At 60.5% G+C, this 17,731-nt stretch carries 20 protein-coding genes and 2 pseudogenes; 11 read left to right on the forward strand and 11 right to left on the reverse strand.

Annotation, left to right across the window (positions count from 1 at the left end; genetic code table 11):
• The 3 genes from OKW45_RS36400 (at position 1) to OKW45_RS36410 (ending at position 3,206) form a co-directional block, all read left to right on the forward strand.
• Positions 1–1,641: a 3-(methylthio)propionyl-CoA ligase gene (locus OKW45_RS36400; RefSeq protein WP_429473637.1), complete on the forward strand. Its 1,641-nt coding sequence runs from the start codon at positions 1–3 to the stop codon at positions 1,639–1,641.
• A gap of 79 nt (positions 1,642–1,720) precedes the next feature.
• Entirely contained in the window at positions 1,721–2,866 is a 1,146-nt protein-coding gene (locus OKW45_RS36405; protein ID WP_429473638.1) for a porin, read from the forward strand.
• Positions 2,867–2,963: 97 nt separating this feature from the next.
• Positions 2,964–3,206: a hypothetical protein gene (locus OKW45_RS36410; protein WP_429474054.1), complete on the forward strand. Its 243-nt coding sequence runs from the start codon at positions 2,964–2,966 to the stop codon at positions 3,204–3,206.
• Here OKW45_RS36410 and OKW45_RS36415 read toward each other — a convergent pair.
• On the reverse strand, positions 3,172–3,447 hold the full coding sequence (locus OKW45_RS36415) for an SLAC1 family transporter (protein WP_429473639.1): 276 nt from the start codon (positions 3,445–3,447) through the stop codon (positions 3,172–3,174). The genes OKW45_RS36410 and OKW45_RS36415 overlap by 35 nt on opposite strands.
• A 358-nt stretch (positions 3,448–3,805) precedes the next feature.
• Between OKW45_RS36415 and OKW45_RS36420 the strand changes: the two genes are divergently transcribed.
• Complete coding sequence (locus OKW45_RS36420; protein ID WP_429473640.1) at positions 3,806–4,156, forward strand: BON domain-containing protein; 351 nt, start codon at positions 3,806–3,808, stop codon at positions 4,154–4,156.
• A 420-nt stretch (positions 4,157–4,576) separates the two neighbouring features.
• A complete protein-coding gene (locus OKW45_RS36425; RefSeq protein ID WP_085952361.1) occupies positions 4,577–4,888 on the forward strand; it encodes a high-potential iron-sulfur protein in 312 nt (103 codons plus the stop codon).
• A 390-nt stretch (positions 4,889–5,278) separates the two neighbouring features.
• Here OKW45_RS36425 and OKW45_RS36430 read toward each other — a convergent pair whose 3' ends face one another.
• Positions 5,279–5,755 (reverse strand): bacteriohemerythrin, encoded by a 477-nt coding sequence (locus OKW45_RS36430; RefSeq protein WP_184005466.1) that lies wholly within the window; start codon positions 5,753–5,755, stop codon positions 5,279–5,281.
• A 179-nt stretch (positions 5,756–5,934) separates the two neighbouring features.
• Between OKW45_RS36430 and OKW45_RS36435 the strand changes: the two genes are divergently transcribed.
• Positions 5,935–6,288 (forward strand): hypothetical protein, encoded by a 354-nt coding sequence (locus OKW45_RS36435; RefSeq protein ID WP_429473641.1) that lies wholly within the window; start codon positions 5,935–5,937, stop codon positions 6,286–6,288.
• Between the two features lie 357 nt (positions 6,289–6,645).
• Here OKW45_RS36435 and OKW45_RS36440 read toward each other — a convergent pair whose 3' ends face one another.
• From OKW45_RS36440 to pdhA, 3 genes are read right to left on the reverse strand one after another with little or no spacing between them, the layout of a single operon-like run.
• Positions 6,646–7,770, reverse strand: a complete 1,125-nt coding sequence (locus OKW45_RS36440; RefSeq protein WP_429473642.1) for a dihydrolipoamide acetyltransferase family protein — start codon at positions 7,768–7,770, stop codon at positions 6,646–6,648.
• A gap of 4 nt (positions 7,771–7,774) precedes the next feature.
• Positions 7,775–8,755 carry an alpha-ketoacid dehydrogenase subunit beta gene (locus OKW45_RS36445; RefSeq protein ID WP_018422621.1) on the reverse strand — a complete coding sequence of 327 codons (981 nt, stop codon included), beginning with the start codon at positions 8,753–8,755 and terminating at the stop codon, positions 7,775–7,777.
• Positions 8,748–9,863, reverse strand: a complete 1,116-nt coding sequence (gene pdhA, locus OKW45_RS36450) for a pyruvate dehydrogenase (acetyl-transferring) E1 component subunit alpha (RefSeq protein WP_429473643.1) — start codon at positions 9,861–9,863, stop codon at positions 8,748–8,750. Before pdhA ends, OKW45_RS36445 begins: the two co-directional genes overlap by 8 nt.
• 203 nt (positions 9,864–10,066) lie before the next feature.
• On the opposite strand from pdhA, the pseudogene OKW45_RS36455 reads away from it, so the two are divergent.
• Positions 10,067–10,294 (forward strand): annotated as a pseudogene (locus OKW45_RS36455) (integrase); the annotation flags it as partial.
• A gap of 227 nt (positions 10,295–10,521) precedes the next feature.
• On the opposite strand, the gene OKW45_RS36460 reads toward OKW45_RS36455, so the two are convergent.
• On the reverse strand, positions 10,522–11,307 hold the full coding sequence (locus OKW45_RS36460) for an IclR family transcriptional regulator (protein WP_018422624.1): 786 nt from the start codon (positions 11,305–11,307) through the stop codon (positions 10,522–10,524).
• Positions 11,308–11,434: 127 nt separating this feature from the next.
• Here OKW45_RS36460 and OKW45_RS36465 point away from each other — a divergent pair, with 127 nt between their 5' ends.
• Entirely contained in the window at positions 11,435–12,778 is a 1,344-nt protein-coding gene (locus OKW45_RS36465; RefSeq protein WP_429473644.1) for an MFS transporter, read from the forward strand.
• A 4-nt stretch (positions 12,779–12,782) separates the two neighbouring features.
• A complete protein-coding gene (locus OKW45_RS36470; protein ID WP_090810774.1) occupies positions 12,783–13,229 on the forward strand; it encodes a type II 3-dehydroquinate dehydratase in 447 nt (148 codons plus the stop codon).
• Between the two features lie 73 nt (positions 13,230–13,302).
• Here the strand turns inward: OKW45_RS36470 and OKW45_RS36475 are convergent.
• Positions 13,303–13,416, reverse strand: a pseudogene (locus OKW45_RS36475) (NIPSNAP family protein); the annotation flags it as partial.
• A gap of 11 nt (positions 13,417–13,427) precedes the next feature.
• On the opposite strand from OKW45_RS36475, the gene OKW45_RS36480 reads away from it, so the two are divergent.
• The gene (locus tag OKW45_RS36480) at positions 13,428–13,889 is read left to right on the forward strand and encodes a hypothetical protein (RefSeq protein ID WP_429473645.1); all 462 of its coding nucleotides are present in this window, start codon (positions 13,428–13,430) and stop codon (positions 13,887–13,889) included.
• 44 nt (positions 13,890–13,933) lie between these two features.
• Here the strand turns inward: OKW45_RS36480 and OKW45_RS36485 are convergent, their stop codons facing one another.
• The gene (locus OKW45_RS36485; RefSeq protein ID WP_429473646.1) at positions 13,934–14,206 is read right to left on the reverse strand and encodes a hypothetical protein; all 273 of its coding nucleotides are present in this window, start codon (positions 14,204–14,206) and stop codon (positions 13,934–13,936) included.
• Between the two features lie 302 nt (positions 14,207–14,508).
• Between OKW45_RS36485 and OKW45_RS36490 the strand changes: the two genes are divergently transcribed.
• Positions 14,509–15,324, forward strand: coding sequence for a class I SAM-dependent methyltransferase (locus tag OKW45_RS36490; protein ID WP_429473647.1), 816 nt, complete (start codon positions 14,509–14,511; stop codon positions 15,322–15,324).
• 23 nt (positions 15,325–15,347) lie between these two features.
• Here the strand turns inward: OKW45_RS36490 and OKW45_RS36495 are convergent, their stop codons facing one another.
• The 3 genes from OKW45_RS36495 to OKW45_RS36505 form a co-directional block, all read right to left on the reverse strand.
• Positions 15,348–15,653 carry an acylphosphatase gene (locus OKW45_RS36495; protein ID WP_429473648.1) on the reverse strand — a complete coding sequence of 102 codons (306 nt, stop codon included), beginning with the start codon at positions 15,651–15,653 and terminating at the stop codon, positions 15,348–15,350.
• A 109-nt stretch (positions 15,654–15,762) separates the two neighbouring features.
• A complete protein-coding gene (locus OKW45_RS36500; protein ID WP_429473649.1) occupies positions 15,763–16,851 on the reverse strand; it encodes a hypothetical protein in 1,089 nt (362 codons plus the stop codon).
• Positions 16,852–16,873: 22 nt separating this feature from the next.
• Positions 16,874–17,314 carry a hypothetical protein gene (locus tag OKW45_RS36505; RefSeq protein WP_429473650.1) on the reverse strand — a complete coding sequence of 147 codons (441 nt, stop codon included), beginning with the start codon at positions 17,312–17,314 and terminating at the stop codon, positions 16,874–16,876.
• Positions 17,315–17,731 lie beyond the last annotated feature (417 nt).

A 17,731-nucleotide genomic window follows, 5' to 3' on the forward strand; every position in this document is an offset into this window, starting at 1 on the left:
ATGAACGGTTTGATGCTTCAAAAACGGTTGTTGATTTCCTCGTTGATCGTGCATGCCGATCGTCACCATGGCGGTACGGAGATCGTGTCGCGCCGGGTAGAGGGTGACATCCATCGCTATACGTTTCGCGACTGTCACCGCCGCGCCCGGCAGATGGCCAACGCGCTCACCCGTCTCGGCGTCAAGGAGTCTGACCGCATCGGCACGCTGGCATGGAACGGTTATCGCCACATGGAGCTCTACTACGGCATATCCGGCATGGGAGCGGTGATGCATACGATCAATCCGCGCCTGCACGTGGACCAGATCGCCTACATCGTCGACCATGCGGAGGACCAGTATCTGTTCTTCGACCTGACGTTCCTGCCGCTGGTCAAGGCCATTGCCGGTCGCTGCAAGACGGTCAAGGCGTTCATCGCGATGACCGACCTCGCACATATGCCGCGGGATACTGACATCGTCAACCTGCTGTGCTACGAGGATCTGCTCGAGCGGAGTTCTGCCGCATACGAGTGGCCGAACTTCGACGAGGATACCGCCTGCACGCTGTGCTACACGTCGGGCACGACGGGAAACCCGAAGGGCGTGCTGTACTCCCATCGCTCCGCGCTGCTGCATACCTATGCCGCGGCCCTGCCCGATGCGCTGAACTGCTCGGCGCGCGACGTGATCCTGCCGGTCGTGCCGATGTTCCATGTCAATGCATGGGGGATTCCGTACGTCGCGTGCATGGTCGGCGCCAAGCTGGTTTTCCCGGGCCCCGGGATGGACGGCAAGTCGCTCTACGAGCTTCTTGAAACCGAGCAGGTCACATTTGCGGCCGGTGTGCCAACGGTATGGCAAGGCCTGCTGACCCACCTCGAACAGGCTGGCCTGAAATTCTCGACCATGAAGCGCACCGTTATTGGCGGCGCAGCCTGTCCATCCACGATGCTGCGCAAGTTTCAGGATGACTATGACGTTGAGGTATTGCACGCGTGGGGCATGACCGAACTGAGTCCGCTCGGGACGGTCGGCGCGATGAAAGCCAGACACCTGGCGATGAACGCCGAAGAGCGCTGCGCTGTGCAATCGAAACAGGGGCGTGCCGTGTTTGGCGTCGATATTAAAATTGTCGGCGCAGACGGTCACGAACTGCCGTGGGATGGCGTGACTTCGGGCGAACTGCTGGTGCGCGGTCCATGGGTGGTGCGCAACTATTTCCGCAACGAAGGCGGAAACCCGCTGCGCATCGACGCCGAGACGCACGGCTGGTTTCCGACTGGCGATGTCGCGACCATCGACGCTGACGGCTTCATGCAGATCACCGACCGCAGCAAGGACGTGATCAAGTCGGGCGGCGAGTGGATCAGCTCGATCGAAATCGAGAACATCGCAGTAGCGCACCCCGCCATAGCGAGTGCGGCCTGCATTGCGGCACGGCATCCGAAGTGGGACGAGCGGCCGCTGCTGCTCGCCGTGAAGCGGCCTGAGGCACAAGTGAGCGCAGAAGAACTGCTGGCGTTCTTCGAAGGAAAAATCGCGAAATGGTGGACCCCGGACGCAGTCGTGTTTGTCGATGCGGTGCCGCTTGGTGCCACCGGCAAGGTGTTGAAGAACCAGCTGCGCGATGCGTTTCAGGACTATCTGCTGCTTTCATGAGTGGGCAGGCAGCCTCTGTTGTGTTGGGTGTCGATGCAAGTGGTTACGGGCCTTTTAAAGCAATAAAACTGGAGACGCAATGAAGTTGAACTGGATCGCAGCGGCCACGTTCGCTGCAATGGGAAGCACCACTTATGCGCAATCGTCGGTGACGCTGTACGGCGTCGTCGATTCGGGGCTGTTATATCAAAGCACCGCTGCGGCCTCGTTCAGTCCGGCGGCGAAGAACCTCGGGGCGGTCTATCGCTACAAGGATGGCGGTATCTACTCGAGTATCTGGGGCATGAAGGGCACCGAAGACATTGGCGGCGGCTATTACGTCAACTTCAAGCTGCAAGGTTCCTTCGACAGCGGCACCGGCAAGCCGGGTCTTGCCGATACGGCGGGTGCCACCGCGATCTTCAACCAGGTGGCGACTGTCGGCGTGTCCAGCCCGTTCGGCTCCATCAACGCGGGTCGGCAGATCGTGCCGATGGCCTATGCAATGGCTGAAACCGACGTCCGCTCGGCGAATTACTTCGGCAGCATCCTGACCGCGTGGATCGGCATGAATACTGCGGCAGGCTGGCAGGGTACCAGCACCAACGGGCCGATCGGCGCACTGTACGACAGCAATGCGATCGTCTATGAGTCACCGAAATTTCACGGCGTGTCGGGCTTGCTTGAATATGCGCCGGGCGGTGTGGCGGGGAGCTTCCAGGGCGGCACGCGTGAGTCGGCGGTGCTGAAGTACTCGAACTACGGTCTCAATCTCTCGGCCGTGTACTACAGCGGACATGACACCAACCCTGGAGCGACGACGATCCCCACCGGGCTCCAGAACAACCGCTTCTGGTATCTGGGGGCGAAATATACGACGCTCAATGGCATCTCGATGTCGGCGTCGTATAGCAACGGCGCTAACCCCGCGACGAAGAATGCAGCGAATCCGTTCGGCGGGACGAGCCTCGACCTGTATTCGGGCGGTCTCGGCTATCAGGTCTCGCCGGCGGTGAAGGTGACCAGCGGGATCTATTACCTCAAGGACCGCAACAACTCGAAGAACACATCGCTTGAGGTCGCTGGTGGCGCCGAATACAGCCTGTCCAAAACCTCGCTGGTTTATGGGCAGGTGGGTTGGGTCAACAATCACGGAAATATGACCCAATCGATTACCTATGGCCAGCCGGTGGCGCCAGGCATGGGAACCACGGCGGTCATGCTGGGCATGCGCCACGCGTTCTGAGCGTCGCTCAGATCGGGGCGCCCGCATGGATGACCGTTATACCTGGGACGTTGCCCCAGGGCGCTGCGCAAGGACCAGTGGCAGAGGCGGCTTGACGATGACCATCGGCTTTGCGCGAAACCGGCCATTAGTCCAGCGCGATTCACGAGCCGTGCAGATGACCGCTTCGGCCGATTATGCAAACTTTGAGATTATGGAAAGCACCCGGCGTCCCGTTGCAGAAGGTCAGGCTTTCTGTGTGTTCCGCGACGCCCGATGCGCGAACATGCTCAACATTTTTTTCTCGTTCTCTGGTCTCGTAGTGTTCAACGAAGGCGACGTTCCAAGAGCTTCGAGCTAGAGCTGATCTGAAAGTGAAGCTGAGTGGCCTCAGCGTACAGGCAGGTCGCCGCGGAGTACATGCCGAGTGGAAAGACGACGGACCATTCACCCGCCGTATAACGAACTGGCTCGCCGATGATCACGTGCTTCTCGATAAAAAGCGCGGCAAGCGGAGGAATCCAGAATGTCGCCATGACCATCGAGAAGGACGTGGGTTGGAATGCCTGCAGCCAGGATTGGCGTGGTTTCAACGCCGGCATTTACTGCTCTTCGACGTCGAATAACCGCCACCTTTGGGGATGCGTGGTCAAATCGTCAAAGCGCCGGCTGTGGCATTGGAGGTTTTCACGGAGGTGCGAGACGCGATGATGTTCGCGGCGCTCTGCGTAGTCGCGTTGTGAAGCGTCGCACGCCGTGCTGTGCCGCCCGACGCCGTATACTCGACAATGGGGACGGCAAGATTCGTGTATGCAGTCCAACTCAGGCAACGCACAGCTAACGCCAAAGGAACAACGCGAAGGCGAAGTCGCCACAACCCGGCATCTCGCCTGCAAGCCGGATCGCTTCGTTTAGACGAAGTGAATGTACGAATGAACGAATTTGGATGTCATACCCGACATGCGAAACGCGCCATACATCAAAGGCCGGTTGCTGATCGTCGCGATGTTCGCGTTGCCCGCGCTCGTGTTCACCAACGGCTGTAAGTCGACGGCGACGGCGACACCCTCCGCGACCGCGCCGGGCGCAATCGCCACTGACGACGCTACGCTCGCCCGCCGGGTGAAGCAGGCGCTTGTCGCGGACCCCGCGCTACGATCGTTACCGATGAGCGTGGCAACGTATCGAGGCGTCGTGCAGTTGTCGGGATACGTGGATTCAGAGGCACAGATTCTGAAAGCACTTGCGGTGACCCACGGCGTGCCGGGGGTGCGATCCGTGACCAACGATCTGCACCTCAAGCCGCAATGACATGCGTTCGCCGGTAGACGGATGACACGAGAGTAACGCGGCACAGCGCACTCAAGCGAGCGCGGTCTCACAGCCGAAAACTCGGCGCGAGACCCAGGGCCGCTTCTGGAGTTCTCCGGACTTCGCTTTGGTCCGGTTCACAACGATAGCGGGCCGCGCAAGGTCATCTTCATATCGTGCTCCTCGTACCGATCAGCTTCTGCATCACATCCCGTTCCACGATCGACCCTCCGTGGCTCGGTCATGCCTCGGCTTTCAATATATCGCATGTGATATTTCAACCGACAGGCCGGCTGCGAAAGGGGTGTTCGACAATCGAAAGGTATGCTGATTGCTCATGTTATGACGAGGCGGTTTGCGATTGACCGGTCCACCGTCACTTTGTCACCGTCTGATTGTGTCTCGAAAGGAGTTTCGATCGTGTCGCTCTCTCGCCGTCATTTCATGATACTTGCCGCATCCGTTGCCTCAACGACGGTTCTCTCGACAAAGTCAAACGCGGACGCGCCTGTGCTGGCCGAAAACGATCCGACCGCACAGGCCCTCGGATACAAGATGGACGCATCGAAGGTCGACAGGTCGAAATTCCCTCGGTACCAGACAGGGCAGACCTGCGCCAATTGCCAACTGTATCAAGGCAAACCCGGTTCCACGAATGGGCCGTGTCCGACCTACGGGGGCAAGCTGGTCGACGCAAAAGGGTGGTGTAACGCCTACGTGAAAAAGGCATAATTTACTTCTTGACGAGCACGTGGGGCTATATCTCGGCTTCCGCGGTTTCCGCTGAAATCCTGCCGACGGGGTTGCGCGCCTCGGGTTTGGGCGTGCCCATTGCTTTCGGTCGAGTGGGCCAATGGTTACGCTGCGACTGCTGACGAGTGCCTTCAGCACGACGGGCGCACCTTCCGCACCATTGCTCGTACTGCTGGCGCTTGCGCTGCCCGGTCCGGTTGCCGCCGCGATCTGGTGGGTCAAGGGACGCGAAACCCGGAATATTTCGCTGGAGGAAGGTAGCGACGATGCGTTGACGGAAGCCGCAGGTCAGCAAGAATTCCGAACGCGCGAAGCATCAACGCTCGGAGAGCTGAAGGGCTGCAGAGAGAAATCCCTGCAGCTTTTTCTTCAAATCGTCCGTCTTAAGACAACAGGCTTTCCACCCATCGTCTGTTTCGTCATCCATGCAGCAAGCGCCGAATCCAGGTAGTCGGCGTGTCCCGGAAACCAGTTGTACAGATGCATGCCGATGTCATGCACCAGCGCGCAACCGGCCTGCCCTGCTTCGACCGCGGCTTTAACGTCTCGGACTGAATTCAGCACGGCTTCGTGCTCTTCGATGTGGCAGTCGCGCGGGGGAAAGTTTGTCGTGCGCATCCATTCGTCTTCCTGCTCGAAATGGCTGACGGCGTGTTTTTCGAATTCGTCGATTGCGGCAAGGGCGCTCGCATCGGTGCAGGTCACGAGCCGTAGCGCGACTTCATAGAATTCCTTATGCACGTCATCCATCGGCGTGAAGCCGAGTAGTCGTGCGTCCGACCACACAAGGCTGTTGTCACTTTCCCGCACAGGGGCTTCGACATCTTTCAATACAGAGTCTGTCATGTTCGATCAATCCGGCTTTATCAGGATCTATATCATAGCCGCGACATGTCGTACGCCGCGAATTTCCCGGCATTCCACATAAGCATTGCCTTAAATGCCGTTCTGCATGCTGGTTCTGATTCAGGAAGTCCTGACGGCTGAAACCAGCATTTCCTGGGACGACATTCCTCCGGCGCCGATTGGACGCACGCACCGATCTCCATAGCATCGATTCATCGTCTATCGAATGGAAAATGTCGCGTGCGCATTCAAATCGATCGGCCGACCGGGATGTTTTCACTCTTCTTCTTTCGCCATGGCGACGGCACTTGGCACGTTTTTCCGCCGGGCCAGCGCCGTCCGGAAATGGGGATAGGCCGCCTGGCTGCCTGACGTTCGGCAAGCTGCGCGCGTGGCTCAGCGACTGGTACGACCATGCCTTCGCCGTGGGCTACATCCACCCGAACGATTCAGCCCTTCATGAAAGAATTGGCGCTCTGCACGTCCGGTCGGCGGAGACCATTGCTCGAAAAAATGATGAAGTCGATCAATGAAACATCACATTGTCGGGCGTTATAGCGGATTCGTTATCGAAGCGCACATGGAGCCGCGAACGGCCCGTTTGTCCGATGGAATCGCACTGACATATCGCGTCACGTGGTCGTTACGTAGAAGGACACGAAAACAACACGTCGCCGGTGACTCATGTGCATCGACCGCGAGGCTCGCGCTCTTATCGATGCGATGCTGGCGAATCACGCTGAGCACACGCCAGGTGGTCTTCTGCAATCGTGAATGCGGAGAAATTCGACCCATATTGGCGCGACGACCGTTGACTGCTGCCCATCGCAAGGGCGATGCATGTTGCGCGCGTGTCGCTGCCAGGACTCATGCATTGATGGGACTGGCGGCTACCACGCGTTCTGCAGATCCGCGATCGTCGCCGCCAGGAAGCGCGCCGCTTCGCCGCCTGTCACGACGCGGTGATCGAACGTCAGGCTGAGCGGCAAGATCCGGTGCACGGCAGGTACGCCGTCTGCCGCGACTACCTGTTCATGGATGCGCCCCGCGCCGAGGATCGCGACGGTCGGCGGCACGACGATGGGCGCTGCGTACTTCCCCGAAATCATCCCGAAGTTCGACAGCGTGATCGTGTTGCCGCGCATTTCTTCCGGCGGAATCTTGCGCGCGCGGATATCGGCGCGCATCCGGTCGAGACCACCGCGCAGATCCGCCGCATCGCGATGCGCGACGTCGCGCAGCACCGGCACGAAAAGCCCATCGGATAGATCGACGGCAATGCCGAGATCGATCTTCTCCAGTACGTGGCGCCGCCCCGTATGTCCGTCGAACCATGCGTTCAGTGCCGGCTCAGCGCGGCAGCCCGCGACCAGCGCGCGAATCAGACGGATCGTCACGTCGGTGTGCGGCGGCCACGCGTGAATGTCGGCATCGTCGATCACGGTCGCGGCGGCCACTTCGCTTTGCGCGCGCGCCATGTTGTGCGCCATCGCACGCCGCACGCCGCGCAGCACTTCGGGCGGGCCGACTTCGCCAAGTATCTTCGCGACGCGCTGCACGTCAGCCGCCGTGATGACGCCTTCCGGGCCGGACGGCGTCACCATCGAGAGATCGACATCCAGCTTGCGCGCAAGCGCGCGCGCCGCCGGAATCGCCTTGATCACACCGCCGCCCGCGCCGACGCCGCCGCCGCCCGTGCCAAGCGACGCAGGCGCTTCCTGCACGATATGCTGGCCAACTTCCATATGGCCGACGACAGTGCCCGCGTCTGCATCGTCGCCCTCGCCTTCGAACGCGACAAGCGGCGCGCCCAGATGCACGATATCGCCCGTCCGTCCGAACAGCTTCGTGATGCGGCCGGATTGCGGCGACGGAATATCGACGATCGCCTTCGCCGTTTCGACCGACAGCAACGGTTGATCCGTGCGCACTTCATCGCCATCGTTCACATGCCATTCGACGATCTCCGCTTCCTGCAAGCCTTCGCCCAGGTCGGGCAGTTTGAAGATTTTCATGGCTTTATGACGCCTCCATAGCTTGCCTCACCGCGGCGACGATGCGCGAGGCACCTGGCATGTATTGATTCTCGAGCCGGTATAGGGGCACCACGACGTCGTAGCCGGTTACGCGCTGCACAGGCGCGAGCAGCGAATAAAGTCCGCGCTCGGCGATGTTGGCGGCGATCTCTGCGCCGATGCCGCCAGTGCGCGAGCCCTCATGCACGATCACGCAGCGGCCCGTCTTCGCCACCGACGCCAGGATCGTGTTCATGTCGATCGGCTTGAGCGTCGCGACGTCGATCACTTCGACCATCACGCCTTCCTGCGCGAGCAGATCGGCGGCGCCTTGTGCGTCCTGCACGGCACCGCCCCAGCACACCAGCGTCACATCGGAGCCGTCGCGCAGCGTAAAGCAGGTGTCGAGCGGCAGCCCTTCGCCGTTGTCTTCCACTGTCTGCCTGAACAGCCGATAGAGGCGCGTCGGCTCGAAGAAGATCACCGGATCGGGATCGCGAATCGCGGCCAGCAACAACCCGTACGCGCGCGCCGGCGACGAAGGCGTGACAACGCGCAAGCCGGGAATGTGCGCGAACAGGGCTTCGGGGTTTTCGGAGTGATGCTCGGGTGCATGGATGCCTGCGCCGCACGGCGCTCGGATCACGAGCGGACAGGTGAGGCGTCCGCGCGTCCGATGCCGCAAACGCGACGCATGATTGAGCACGTGATCGATCGTCGGATACATAAACCCGCTGAACTGGATCTCGGCGACGGGCTTCAGTCCCATCGCCGCCATGCCGATTGCGGTGCCCGCGATCGCTGTTTCGGCGAGTGGCGTATCGAGCACGCGTTGCGCACCGAAGCGCGCCTGCAGGCCGACCGTCGCGCGAAACACGCCGCCATTCACGCCGATGTCCTCGCCGAGCAGCACCACGGCGGGATCGTGTTCGAGTTCGTATGCGAGCGCCAGATTGAGCGCATCGATCATGTTCAGATCAGCCATGGTCGTTGCCTCCGTTCCGACCATGCCGACCATTGCCCGCTATCGGCGCGAATCGCTGCGCGCTTTTCAGTTGCTCACGCATTGCATGCGGCAGGGTCTCGTACAAGTGATCGAACATCGCGGATGTATCCGGCGGCGGCACGGCGAGATACGCTTCGACGGCTGCTTCGACCTGCGCGTGACACGCGCGGCCGAGTTGCTCGTCCTGCGCCTTGTCCCAGACGTTGATCCGCATCAGATACTTGCGCAAACGCAGCAGCGGCTCGTAGTCCCATTGCTTCTGAATCTCATCCGAGTCGCGATAGCGCGTTGCATCGTCGGCGGTGGTGTGATCGCCGAGTCGATAGCTGAGCGCTTCGATCAGCGTCGGGCCGTCGCCTCGCCGCGCTTTCGCGAGCGCCGCATGCATCACCTGATGCACGGCAATGACATCGTTGCCGTCGACCTGCAAGCCGTCGATGCCCGCCGCGATTGCCTTCTGCGCGAGCGTCTGCGCCGCGCTCTGCGTGCTGCGCGGCACCGAGATCGCCCACTGGTTGTTGTTGACGACGAGCACGAGCGGCGCCTGCCAGACGCCCGCCATGTTCATCGCTTCGTAGAAGTCGCCCCGCGACGTGCCGCCATCGCCGAAGATCGTCACGGCGACGCGCGGCTCGCCGCGCAGCTTGAACGCGTAGGCCGCACCGGCGGCATGGCACACCTGCGTGCCAATGGGGACGCAATTCGGAAAGTCGAGTCGCGGCACGCTGAAGTCGCTGCCGCGTTCGTCACCGCCCCAATACAGCAGGCTTTCCGTCATCGTGACGCCGCGCAGCAATTGCGCCGCATGATCGCGATACGAAGGGAACAGCACGTCATCGGCTTGCATCGCGCTCGCGACGCCCACACCGATCGCCTCCTGCCCCACCGACGATGCGAACGTGCCGAGTTTGCCAGTGCGCTGCAGCGCAACTGCTTTGGTATCGAATGCGCGGGTCAGCACCATCGCGCGATAGAGGGAAATCAGCGCCTCAGGTTCCTGCGCAAAGGCCGGCAATGGCTGCACGGGCTCGCTTTCGGGACCGAGATATCGCGTATATCCGATGTGAAAACTGGCAGTCGTGGTCATGACCGCCCTCCTTGTTCTTCAGATCTCGAATCCGTGCAGGAGATCACGTGCACAACCCGTGCCGGTTGGCGCGGACGTGCCCGGCGCCCTGAACGGCGGTTTGGGCGGCCTTATCTTTTGACAGGGAAAGCGGGTATAAGGTGCGAAATTTTCCTGCTGTGTAATGCGTGCCAATGCAGGCGGAGAAGCGCACGCAGAGACATGACTGGCGGCCGTTCAACGGTAGCCTGTCGGCGCGCTCGGTCGCGCATGCGCTGTCGATTCTGGGCGCGCCGCTCCGCTGGCTGATCGAGCAGCGCTATGTGCTCGCCAATCCGTTTGCCGGCGTCAAGGTGCGGGAATCCAGCGGCGCCAGCGTGCTGGATACATCACACGCGTTCAGCGAGGGCGAATGGGCGCTCGTGCGCACGATCGCCGATGGACTCGAGTGGTTACCCCGGTGCCAACCAGACATAACGCAGCGACCGCAAGTCGTCGTGGCCGCCTTTGTCAGCGGGTCTTGGGGCGAAGCCCGAGTGTGATGGCGGCATGGCGCCCGACCGTTAGTTGCGCATCCGACAGGAAGACGTTCGGTCATCTGCGCCAACGTATCGGAAACCGCAGTTCGGCGCGAAGCGGACGAAGTTCGCTGGTCGGATGGCTTTACAGTTGTGTCTCGTCATCCCTTGCCGAGCGGCGGCCGACTCGGGAATCCCGCCATATTGCTCAGTTGGGCCAGTTCATTCGCCGCCTCGCGCAGCAGCATCGAGTACTCGTGAATCTTCTCGGTCGTCAGCCGCACCCGCGGACCGGCCAAACTGATGACGCCGACGCAACGCGAGCCGCTCACCACGGGCACCGCCACCGCTGACATGCGCGGGGCAAACACCTCGTCGATCATCGCGTAGCCACGCACGCGCGCAGCGTGCAGGAAGCCCAGCAGCGCCTTGAGCGTCGTCGGCGCATTGGGTCCAAACTCATTGGGCTGTCCAAAACCCTGCTTCAAAACCAGCGCCGCCGCCTGTTCGTCAGTCATTGTCATCAGCCATGCGTGTCCGGTCGACGTGCATGAAAGTCGTGCTGCCTGGCCCATGTCAGGATCGTAGCGAAAGCCGATGCGCTGTCCGTCCGCCTTCCCCACCCAGATGATTGCTTCGCCGTCCACCAACGACAGCCGCGCCAGTTCACCTGTCTGCGCAGCGACGCGTTCGATGATCGGCTGGGCGATATCCGCGATGCCCGTCAGGCTCAGGAATTCCAGCCCGTTCGACGTCATACGCATTGTCAGAATGTAGCGGCTGTGATCGACCAGTTGCCTGACATAGCCGCCTTCGATGAGTTCGGCGAGCACGCGGTGGCACGTGCTGCGGGGCAGGGACAAAGCGTCGGCAATCGCCAGAAGACCCGCGCCTTCGGCTTGCGTCGCCAGGAAATCAAGAATTCTCAGGCCGTTTTTGAGCGACATTTCGCGTGATTTTCATTATGTGCAATGCAGTTCCGGTGCGGAACAGCTCGCTTTCTGAGCGCAAACAATAGCACTTGTTCGTCGCCAGATACGAACGGTTCGACATATGAGGAATTCAGGAGACAACATGTCATTTTTTGCTGATTCAGGCCTTGCCGCGGAACAACAGTCCGCGCAGGCTCACTTGATGGCGCGTCGGGCGGTGGCAGGCGCAACCGTCGGAACGGCGCTCGAATGGTTCGACTTTGCGCTGTATGGTGTGGTTGCGGCCACGATCCTTCCAAAGCTGTTTTTCCCATCGCTGGACCCGACCGCCTCGCTGCTCGCGTCGTTGGCCAGTTTCTGGGCAGGGCTGGCCGCACGCCCGCTAGGCGCGGTGATCTGCGGGATGCTCGGGGACCGTTGGGGACGCCGCAAACTGATGCTTATCACCGTGTCGGTAATGGGAGCTTCATCGTTCCTGATGGGGCTGTTGCCCACTTACCAGCAGGTTGGCATCCTCGCGCCGACGTTGCTGGTGACACTTCGCATCATCCAGGGATTCGCGCTTGGCGGCGAGTCGACGGGCGCGCAACTGATGGCGGTCGAGCATGCGTCTGCTAACCGACGCGGTTTGTATTCGGGCCTGCTTGGCATCTGCTCGCCACTCAGCCAGATTCTCGCCAACTTCTCGCTCTTTACACTGGCCGCGGTGCTTTCATCGGACGACTTCGACTCCTGGGGATGGCGAGTCCCGTTCCTCGCAAGCTTTGTGCTGGTGCTGCTGGGCATCTACATCCGCAGGAAGGTTAGCGAGACACCCGCCTTCGAGGCGCTCAAGAGGACTGCCGCTCCCACACGCGCTGCCAATCCGCTAGGCACCGTTTTCAAATATCACTGGCGCACCGCGCTTCGCCTGACGCTGTTCTTCTGTGGCCCGGCCGCACTGTTTTATCTGATCGTGGTTTTCTCGCTCAGCTATCTGACGAAACACCTCGGCGTACCAAAGCAGACCGGTTTCATGCTGCTGATGGTTGCGAATGTCTGTGCCATCGCGGGAGCGCTGGCGGGCGGTTATCTGAGCGATCGGATCGGACGCAAACGTGCGCTGATGATCGGCTCGTTCTGCACGCTGATCTGCTGCCTGATCTACTTTCCGATTCTCAACCAGAACTCGATCGCCATGACGATGGCCGTGATGGGCGCCTTCCTCGGCTTCACACAGTTCCAGAGCGGCATCCAGCCGGTGTGGTTCGCCGAGTCATTTCCGACCGAGGCGCGCTACACGGGGTCCGCACTGTCGTACTCGGGAGCCAACCTGCTCACCGGCGGCCCGATGCCCATCGTCGCCGTGGCGCTGCTCAATGCCTTTAACGGTTCCCCTTGGGCCATCGTAGCAGTCTGCGGCTCGCTGAACCTGATCTCCTTCCTGATGATCGCAATATCGCGGGAAACCAAAGACACGGCCCTGGAACGCTCTTCTACACACTGACACCATGACTCGCAAACTCTACATCCTCAATGGCTCCAACCTGAACATGCTGGGCGCGCGGGAGCCTCATCTTTATGGCAGCACTACGCTGAAGGATATCGAACAGAACTGCCTCGCGCTGGCCGACGCCCTCGAGTTCGACTGCGTATTCCGACAAACGAACAGCGAAAGCGAGTTGATCGACTGGATCCAGGAAGCGTTCTTGCAGGACGCCGCGCTAATCATCAATCCAGCCGGCTTTTCATTCGGTCGGATTCCGGTGCTCGACGCAGTCAAGCTCATCCGCCGACCAGTAGTGGAATTGCATATCACCAACATCCACCGACGCTCGGAGGAATATCGTCACTCGACGATTTCGGTGGCGGCTACGGCGGTAATTTGCGGGGCTGGCGCAAACGGATACTTGCTAGCAATCCGCGCGATTGACGATCTGTGGGGCAACCAGACCTGAGCCGGCTCCTCTATTCATGAAGCACGCGGGCCCCTCGATGGAGCCCGCTTCGGCCGCGGCACCGGCTTACTCTGCCGAGCGGATGTCCAAGCGTCTCGAGCAGAATTGGCATGGCGAGCCTGTCAAACACGTCGAGAAACTCGGGCATCTTGCGCAGCGCGATCGTGTAAACCCGGAAATCCAACAGGGGAACGGCGCGTGAATCGGGCGATCGACTCCGAACTGATAGGGGTCGACATCAAGGGCTGGCTGATGTCGGCGTCCGTCAGCGCGGCGCTGTTGCTGGCGTTTTCGATTGCATGGCTGCTCGAACGAATCGGGCACGGCCACCTGACACCGTACATCGACCCCGGCGTGCTCGCACTACTGACGCTCGTCCTGATTCCGATGCCGATGCCGGTCGGAACCGTGATCGGCGCGGTCAAGGAAGTGTTGCTGATCGCGCCGCCGGATCTGGAGCGCGAGCTGCTTGACCTGATGCAACAACTCGCGGCTTCGTCAAGCACTCGCACTATGCGACGCGCGTCGGCCGCGGCCTGTTCGTCGAGGGGCATATCGTGCTGCCCGAGGCGATGGAGCACGCCGGCGTCCGCCAGCTCGATCAGATCCGCGAGAGGATCTCGCACGCAATCGGCGAATCGGGCCCGGACCGCTGGCTGACGGTGACGTTCACGCGCGACCCGCGCTGGTTGTAACTTTCGCGACTAGTCCCCGAACGGGTTGCCGGTGTCCTTCACTTCGGTACTGAGGTTGTATTCCGCACGCATGGCCTTGAGTACGCCCTCGATGTCGCGCTCGAAGCCGATCGCGTTACCGAAGTGGGTCATGTTCCAGTTGCAGCCTGTCCTGTCAGCCTCTTGCAATTGCGGCCGCGGCACGCGAATCTTCACGCCATCCTCGACGATTTCCTGCAGTCGTTGGATTCGCCGACTGACCTCCTGCTGAAGCTGCGAGGCATTAAGCGTCTTGCGTATCATCCAGGTCTCCTCCCGGTTGCTCGAGCCAGTCTAACGCAAGTGAGGCGATTCGCGACCTGGCGCTGAAATGCGAAGCGCCAGAGAGAAAGCAGGCGTATTGGTTCGCGGGGGTGCGTCAGCCAGCGCCGACGCGCGCGAAAGTCTGGCGGCTTTAGACGACGATGGTTGTGCGTCGCACCACACATTCGTTCGGTTTCTGTGTCGCCGGCCTGGATTGTTTCCCCGATAGCCAGACATACGGATTACGAGGAACATAGGCATGCGCTAAAGGTTGCCAACGTGTAAAACCGGTGGGGGTAAGCATGGGACAACTCGACTTCAGTACCTTCGAGCACGAAGGTTGGGAGCGGGTCGCGCAGGCCTATCATGAGTATTTTGGTGATTTTACCGCCCAGTCGAACCAGGCCATGCTCGAGACCCTCTGCATTCGGCGGGGAGCCCGTTTTCTCGACGTCGCCTGCGGCCCGGGCTACCTCGCGGCCGCCGCCGCGCGCAGCGGCGCGGATGTCACCGGCGTGGATTTCTCGGTCGCGATGGTCGACAAGGCGAGACGCGTCTTTCCGGCACTTGAGTTCCGCGTCGGCGACGCGGAGGATTTGCCGTTTCACGACGCAAGCTTCTCGGCAGTGGGGATCAGCTTCGGAGTGTTGCACTTTGCGCACCCCGAGCGCGCACTCGCGGAGGCGTTTCGTGTACTGCAACCTGACGGCAGAATCGCCTTCACGGTATGGGCGACACCGAACAAGGCGGTTGGCTTCGGCATGGTGTTGAAGGCGATCGAGGAGCACGGGACGACCGACGTACCCGTCCCGCCGGGACCACCCTTCTTCCGATTCAGCGATTGGGAGGAATCGAAGCGCATGTTGCTCGATGCCGGGTTCGTCCAACCGGAGGTGCGGGAGTTGGACCTCACGCTCGTGCTTCATGCTCCCACTACACCTTTTCATGCACTCCTGCGTGGTGGCGTGCGGGTTTCCGCGTTGCTACACGCGCAGACGCCGGCCGCGCTAGCGTCTATTGAACGGGCCGTCGCACACGACGCGGAGGTGTATCGCAGCGATACTGGGGACCTGCGGCTTCCGATGAGCTGCGTTCTGGCTTCCGCACTCAAGCCTTAGGCGAGCGGGTTGACTCAACTCAACTAGACCGTCGCGGCGAGCTTGAATTCATCGAACCTGGCTACTGGTGGCGATAGTTCCTGGACTTCCAGACGGTCCACCAGACCGGCATGGGCACCGTCAACCAGCCAATGGCAGATTCGCTCGAGTTCTTCAGCGTGTCCTTGCAACACAGCCTCGACCGAACCGTCCATCCGGTTGCGCACCCAACCCGTGATGCCTCGAGCCGTGGCCTCGTTGATGCAAGCCTGCCGGTAACCTACCCCCTGCACGTGACGATATACCCTGACCAGTCTGGTCCGTAAATCGGTATCGAACTGTGGCGTCATGATGCACGTAACTCCAGGTCGGATAAGACGCAGCGCAATTGCCTCTGGTCGCTGTCGCTGTCAGTCCGCAAACAAAAGCTCTGCTGGACACGAATCGCGGATTCGACGGTCAACCTCCGCGCGGCTCGTCGCTTTCGCCTGCCGAGTCTGTTGCCTCCCAATCTGCCTTCGTCATTGCTGCTGGCGTCACCGGCTTGATACGTGTCCACCATGCGGTATTTGCCGGTGCATGGAAGCGGAACTGCGTGCTCCATGCCGCCCAGAACTCCCGCTGTGCGGCATGGGACGTCGGGAGAACAAAACCTAACTTCTCAGCGAGTGCCGGCAGATAAAGGTCAAACGCTGATTTGACAACGTCGCCCCAGCTTCTTGCCGCTAGAATCGCAAGCCGATACGCAATTGCCGCAATGGCGGCCGCAATCGCAGCGTTCAGAAAAAGATCCGCCAACAGGTAATTACCGGCCAGTCCGTCCGCAAGCCAGATGTCAATCGCTCGCACAAAGGTAAAGATGGACGTGAAGGAACCCAGAACGACGAGTCCGACCAGAAAGTCAACTGGAGCTCTCGAATCCGCAATGATTGCCTGATAGTCCTTTGGGATGACTGCAAGAAGACGCGGCCATACGAATATGCTGTCAACCTTATAGACTTCGCTCGAGTAACCCTCGAATGCACGCAACGTGTTCCCAAAGGCCGTAGGAAGAACGAGATTTTCATACCGGGGGAAATCACGGGCGTTCCGCTCCTGGTTGCGGTACAGCCTCGCCCTTACGGTGGCCCGGTTCGATTCAGCCTTTCGGTATTCCAACGATTCCTTTGAGGCTTTAAGCCGCTCGATTGTACTGTTCTCTGTAGCGAGTTCCGTACGGAGGCGTTCTATGAGGTCCAGCTGACGATTGCGGCGATTTCGCTCATCGCGCTTCCAGGCCTCGCGATTGAATGGCCATTTGTATCCTTCGAGGACCTGATAAAACCAGTTGTTCAATACCAACAGGATCAGCGATAGGACCCATACGATTAGGAGGAAAGAGAACAAGCTTCCAACCTTGTCGCTGTCCGAGGTCGCTTTGTGTAGCAAATCGCAAAATGCCGGGATATCGGCGTTTGCCGCGAGAAAGCCTGTAAAGCCAAGCAGGGCCGGCAAAAAGAAGCCGAGGATAAATGCTTTGTCCAGCAATTTCGATAGGCCCGAAAGCATCGGAGATTATCCCTTGGCAAGTTCAGCGACGCACTGGCGGTGAGTTGTCGTCATCTGGGTCCTGCTGCGACTGTCCCGGAAGACCTCCGAATTGAAGAGCCCGGTGAACGGCATTCAAATCGATGCTTGCCAGTTTGCTCGGAGGCGTTGCTGAGCCGGAGTCGTCTACAAGATGTTGATAGAGGAAATCGACTACCCCACTGAGGGCATTGAGGGCGCTCGCGTAATCTCGTGCAATCGCCAGGTCGTGGACTTCTACGGCCCGCCTCATTACCAATTCGCGTAGCGGTTCCGGTGCTGATTCGTATTGGCGAGCAAACGCGGCGTTCCGTTTGATCTCTTCAAGCCGGTCGATCGCTCTTGAGGCACTGCGCCGGGTCTGCCCCCTAGGTACATGCGTGGCGCTGCGCCCGACCACTTTTGTCAGCAGTTCGACGATTTCACGAGATGAGTTTTCTTTCATCCTGGCCCTCCAAGGGGAAAGCACACTTGCCTCCCCGGCCCCGCCCGGTCGTCAGTGCTCGAACCGTTACTCGATGTTAGTACAGCTGTTCGGTAGGAGGAAACAGTATATCGGTGCGCACGCCGCAGAAGTGTCACGTGGACTTCGCAACAAGTGAACTATCGCCGGGCTCCTCGCTGCCTCGCACATAGGGTCGTTCAAGCGATTGGCACAGGGCAATCCCTGAACGCTTGCCGGGCAATGTTCAGGAAAATGCGGGCCCAATTCTCTGCAGCGAATGTTGGTTTCGGACCGTCGCAGCCCGGTCAAGGTGTAGGGTGAGTCCCACCACCGAGTCCGCGTCGCCACTGTCACGCGCGCACTCGACGCCTACGCAGCCGGTTAGCGGCACGCTTGCCTGACAGCCCCCTCCGTCGG

The organism is Paraburkholderia lebeckiae (assembly GCF_050436225.1).
GTDB lineage: Bacteria > Pseudomonadota > Gammaproteobacteria > Burkholderiales > Burkholderiaceae > Paraburkholderia > Paraburkholderia tuberum.